Origin of the sequence: Klebsiella sp. HMSC16A12 (assembly GCF_001808265.1) — a bacterium.
Taxonomy (GTDB): Bacteria; Pseudomonadota; Gammaproteobacteria; order Enterobacterales; family Enterobacteriaceae; genus Klebsiella; species Klebsiella pneumoniae.
Genome location: NZ_KV792530.1, coordinates 1 through 4,857, shown reverse-complemented (window position 1 = coordinate 4,857; position 4,857 = coordinate 1). Strand labels below are relative to the sequence as shown.

Genomic DNA, 4,857 nt, shown 5'->3' with positions numbered 1-4,857 from the left:
TTGATCTCTACCGGTCTCCCGGCGCACACTGTTTTTATAACCAGTATAGTAACATTGTTTTTTTTCAAATCCAGGCAGAACGTGAATTAATCAAATGGCTTCTCTTGCCTGTGCGTGGAACTTCGTTTACTGTTTTCGAAAATAGCCAGTGTTTTTGAACATGCCCCGGAGCGTCGTTGTTGAAAAGCCCAAATGCGCACAGTAGCCTGAGAGAAACCTATCTCCTGAAGTTCAGAAAGTGCAGTACGACTGAAACCCTTGACCGAGTGTTTGAGCGTATCCTGGATAAATTAAATGATGAAGGTGGGGATATAAATAAGATAACCAGCCTGAACGGAGCTTATGATCACCGCAGGGCTGAGATCTACATGAAAAAAAACTATGACAAAATACCTGCTTCCGTGTGGCATCTCATCCCCGATGAGATATGAATAATGTAATTAGACGCTGTTATTCCAGGTTTGATAAAAACGGATGATGTAGAATTCCTTTACTCATTTTTAACGAGGAATATACATGCGACGTAATGCACAAAAATGGATCCCGTTTGGATTTGATACGGATTCAAATAAAATTGTTGATATCGCCAGCGTTGAAAATGGGCTTTCGTGTAACTGTATCTGCCTCATCTGTGGGACCTCCCTGATTGCCAGGCAGGGTCAAAATAAAAAATGGCATTTTAGCCACAGCACAGAAGTAAAAGGGGTTTGTAGTGAGCTCACACTACAACATATAAAAAAATACATAAAGGTGAAAATACAGGAAAAAAAATACCTTGCTCTCCCTCATCTTCTGCAGGGTAAGGAGAAAGGGATAGTTAACCTCAAAAATCTCGCTGGTGGTGGGATTGTTTGTGGCCTTAATGCTGACCTCACAGGGATATGTAACGATACGACAATCGGGATATTTATTAATGATACGTCGGAGGATATCCAGCCCAATCCAGACCTGTTAGCGCAAACAGACCAGCTGGCGCTGGTGGAGATCGATGCCGTTCGGATTGAAAGTATCATCGCTCCATATCGTGAGAACGGGGAAGGCATAAAGATGATGGATGCGATAGAAAAGTTACTTTTCACCTCAGATGAAGCCAAGCGGTGGATCTACCATCCCTTAATGCAGACAGCATCACCACATACTTTACATCAGTACAAACGCCACCTGAATGCCAGCGGCAACCAGCTGCTTTCTATGATTCCGGTAGATCTACCCATGAATATGAATTCGTTGCCTCTGGCACCTGCACAGCAATGGCAACATTTACGATGGACAATAGAAATACTCGCTAAACTTACCCGGGCGGATATACCTTCAGGGAGTAGCGTTTTTGATGAACTGGTATCCTATGCACCGAGGATGCTGGATTCCTGGGAATCTATAAACGTACCCGCGTATGAACGTTGGTACGATTATTACATCAGTAAAAGGGGAGAGGGAGGACTGAATGAGGCGGAGCAGGAATACATTAGCTTCATAGTTAAAATCGCGAACTGGAACGTGTCTATACATAACTTACCAGAGTTTGATCGCGAGAGAGCTTTCCATGATTGGTTTCTCACTCATGATCCCAATAAGTGATCTTCTCAATCCGCGTCAGGTATCTTTTCCTAAGCCGAGGATGTAGACAGTAAAGCAGTTTCTCCGCAGTAGGTTTTCCACAGGATAGATCCAATAACTGATCCATAAAGGATCCAGAGAGTACCAAAAAGATCCCGGATCGCTGGAGGCCCTGTGCCGCTTGGCTTGGAAGGTGATCGGTGTCTATTGTATGCTACGAAATGTCTACTGTAATCTACAAACAGTCTACTGAATGCTATATATTGTCTATTGTGCGCTATAAAAGTGTCTACTGTATGCTATATTTTTGATGGTTATTCAAAACTTAGGGTTTGATGGAAATATCTAACAAAATCAATGAGTCATACCTAAATGTAGAAGAAATAAATCAGACTACTGGTGAAGTTATCACACTTTCTTCCACATCGGAGACCAGTGTACAGACAGTTCCTCTGATGCGTTTGGGGGTCTTTGTACCAACATTAAAATCGACGAACAAAGCGATCGCTAAGAAAAGCAATGTCGGATCAAACATCAACGCGTCAGACGATCTTAGGCATCTGGAGTTAGCCAAATCCGAAGGGTTTGAAAGGATTACCATTTCAGGTCCAAGGCTAGACATGGATACGGATTTCAAGGTTTGGACAGGAATCATATCGGTACTGACCGATAATGAACTCGAGTCTAACGAGGATGGGACTATCTCGATCCGATTTACTGAGTTTGCTATGCGATGTGGTTTTTCTCGTGGACGTCTGAAGGCTGAATTTCGTGAAAAAATCAAAGATTCGCTCAGGAAACTGATGTCTAATGTTGTTGAATTCTCCAAGGACAGAGGCACAAATATTGAAGTCACTAAATTTGTTCAGCTCATTGGTGAGTCAACCGTGGACATTGGTAATGACAAAGTTATCCTCACTCCGTCGAAAACGCTTAAGGATCTGTATGTTGGTGAATACAAGATCCTGCTTAAGCTGAGAGCCCTTAAAGCCCTTGCAAGGAAAGAGTCAGCCCAGGCCCTTTATACGTTCATTGAGGCTCTGCCACCTAATCCGATCCCTGTCAGCATTGAGAGGTTCAGGAAGCGTTTATCCCTCACTTCCAGACCTGCTCTTCAGAATTCAACGGTAAGAAAAGCACTTAAGCAACTGGAGGACATTGGATACCTTGAATACCAGGAGCTTAAGGAAGGCAACAAGATAGCGTTTCAAATCATCAAGAGAAATCCCTCCCTGAAGTAGAAAGTCCACCGACAATCGCTCTGAGGGGGCTTACGGGCCCTCTTCAGTAGAACCCGGGGATTGTTCTCTACAAAGTGCTATCGGATTGTACGTTAAAAACACCAAAAGTAACGCTGACATGTCGTAACCCCTTCCAACTTCAGTGAAAGTTTTTGAAAACGTAGTGGCTCAGCTGAAACTGCCGGTGAATTTCACATCAGGTTCCTAAGAAGGAAAGTAACTTTTCTTTTTTGCCATGATGCAAGAGCTTGTCTTCTGTTGCCTGTTTTGTAAATTCGTCTGGTAGATAGTCTACTGCACGCGACATGCGAACCTCGATTAGCCCTACGGAATACAAATGTCTACTGTATGCGATATCTGAATGCTGTTGGTAAAAGCAGGTGGCCGTTAAAGACAGATGTCTATTGTACGCTACAAGTATCTCAATCTGGGGTGTGCTGCAGGGTGACGATCTACTGTATGCGGCACCCGGTTGAATGTTCGATCAGGTCCGCATTTATCGGTGGTGTATTTCATTTGTCTACTGTGTGCGGCCATTCACGCTATAGGGTATGAGCTGGTGGATAATGGCCTATCGTATTTCAATACTGCCATGGCTTCAGAACAGGGGCGTTTTAATGATTGCGATCGCATATTGTCTACAGTATGCGACATGCGTCACAACCGGACACCGGTATACGTTTGCTGTTCTACAAGGACGATGAGAGGAGTTCTGACGTAGACCCGGATTATAGCGGCATGCATAACTACACCACGTATGAAGAACATGTGCGCTATGTAGAACTACCGCAGCATGAGCATGAAAATCATCATCACGATAAGGAGGGCACGGCAAGTGATGTTCTGGAACCAAAAAAAGAAAGAGAAAGCAGCAACCGGCAATGAAAAAAAGCGCTTCGATCACCTGCTTTCGGTGGCCGAGAAATTACCTGTCATGACGCTGCCCGATCTCATTCGCGCTATCGTGCGACCAATACAGAGTGATTTCTTGCTGGCGGTAGCCGAGGAAGGAACAGATGCCCGACCAAATATGACCCCTGAAAAGTTCTTCTTTGAAGAGCTTATCCATGTGAAATCGTATGAAAAGATGAAAGAACATGAGATGGACGGCGCTGATTACCCGTTGTCACTGGCAAGTGATATGGTGCTGCCGTGGCCTTGGAGCCTACAACGCTTTATCAATAACGTTTCACGTATTGGAAGCTATAAGGGGAAGCCGTGGAAGCAGGATAATAGCAATCATTATGTTGAGCTATGGTTGCCCTGGCGTATTGGCTTTGTGGGTGGCGGAAATCATTCAATAACGGCTGGCATTCTGGCCGGAGAAGGGACGCTAATCCCTGAGCACGTTTACGATATGTCCTGGCTGTTTGAGCTGGTCCGAACGGACGGTAATCACTGGTTTGTTGACGATCATAAGGTCGAAGCGGTTAAGTCGGGGCGTTCAGCTGCGGTGTTTGAGATAGGGCGGCTATTAGTGGAAGGAGCTTAAGAATTTTGCTCGAACTGCTTGCTGAAGACGTTTACGTCACGATGATCCCTGTTAAGCCTGTGGCTAAGGATCTATGTCTACTGTATGCGACAATCACCGCATATCGGTTATGCCCAAATAGGGGAAGGTCTATTGTATGCGATATCGGGCTATGGCTGATCAGTGCTGGAGGCTACCTATTCGTGTCTACTTATTCGTGTCTACTGTATGCGACGGCCAACTCAAGTGGATATGCGCTAGTGGGAGAACGGTCTACTGTATTCGACGTGCCGTTAAATGGCCGATTCTCGCCGGTTATGCAGGCTATGAACAACTGGTGTCTACTGTATACGCCAAGCCACGCACCGGTAGGTGCTGACAGACAATGGTCTACTTTATGCGACGTGCGCTGAAATAGCCGATCCTTGCCGGTTATGCAGGTTACGAACAACTCTGGTGTCTACTGCATACGCCAACCCACACACCGGTACGTGCTGACAGGCAATAGTCTATTGTATTCGATGCCCGGTTAAATGGCCGGGCATCGCCGGTTCTACCGGGCAGGAACAACGGGTGTCTACTGTAGGC

4 protein-coding genes are annotated in these 4,857 nt (G+C 45.4%); all 4 read left to right on the top strand.

All coding sequences use genetic code 11. The features are described from left to right. The first annotated feature begins 176 nt into the window (after window positions 1-176). Entirely contained in the window at window positions 177-431 is a 255-nt protein-coding gene (locus HMPREF3140_RS02230; protein ID WP_016946352.1) for an Hha/YmoA family nucleoid-associated regulatory protein, read from the top strand. An 85-nt stretch (window positions 432-516) separates the two neighbouring features. After that, complete coding sequence (locus HMPREF3140_RS02225) at window positions 517-1,578, top strand: hypothetical protein (RefSeq protein WP_032435651.1); 1,062 nt, start codon at window positions 517-519, stop codon at window positions 1,576-1,578. A 320-nt stretch (window positions 1,579-1,898) separates the two neighbouring features. Next, window positions 1,899-2,798, top strand: a complete 900-nt coding sequence (locus HMPREF3140_RS02220; RefSeq protein WP_004026560.1) for a RepB family plasmid replication initiator protein — start codon at window positions 1,899-1,901, stop codon at window positions 2,796-2,798. A gap of 835 nt (window positions 2,799-3,633) precedes the next feature. Continuing rightward, window positions 3,634-4,290, top strand: a complete 657-nt coding sequence (locus tag HMPREF3140_RS02215; protein WP_032435708.1) for a DUF6710 family protein — start codon at window positions 3,634-3,636, stop codon at window positions 4,288-4,290. Window positions 4,291-4,857: the final 567 nt, after the last annotated feature.

Coding starts and splice junctions, on each gene's coding strand:
- HMPREF3140_RS02225 (WP_032435651.1), top strand. CDS start 517: ATGCGACGTAATGCACAAAAATGGATCCCGTTTGGATTTGATACGGAT.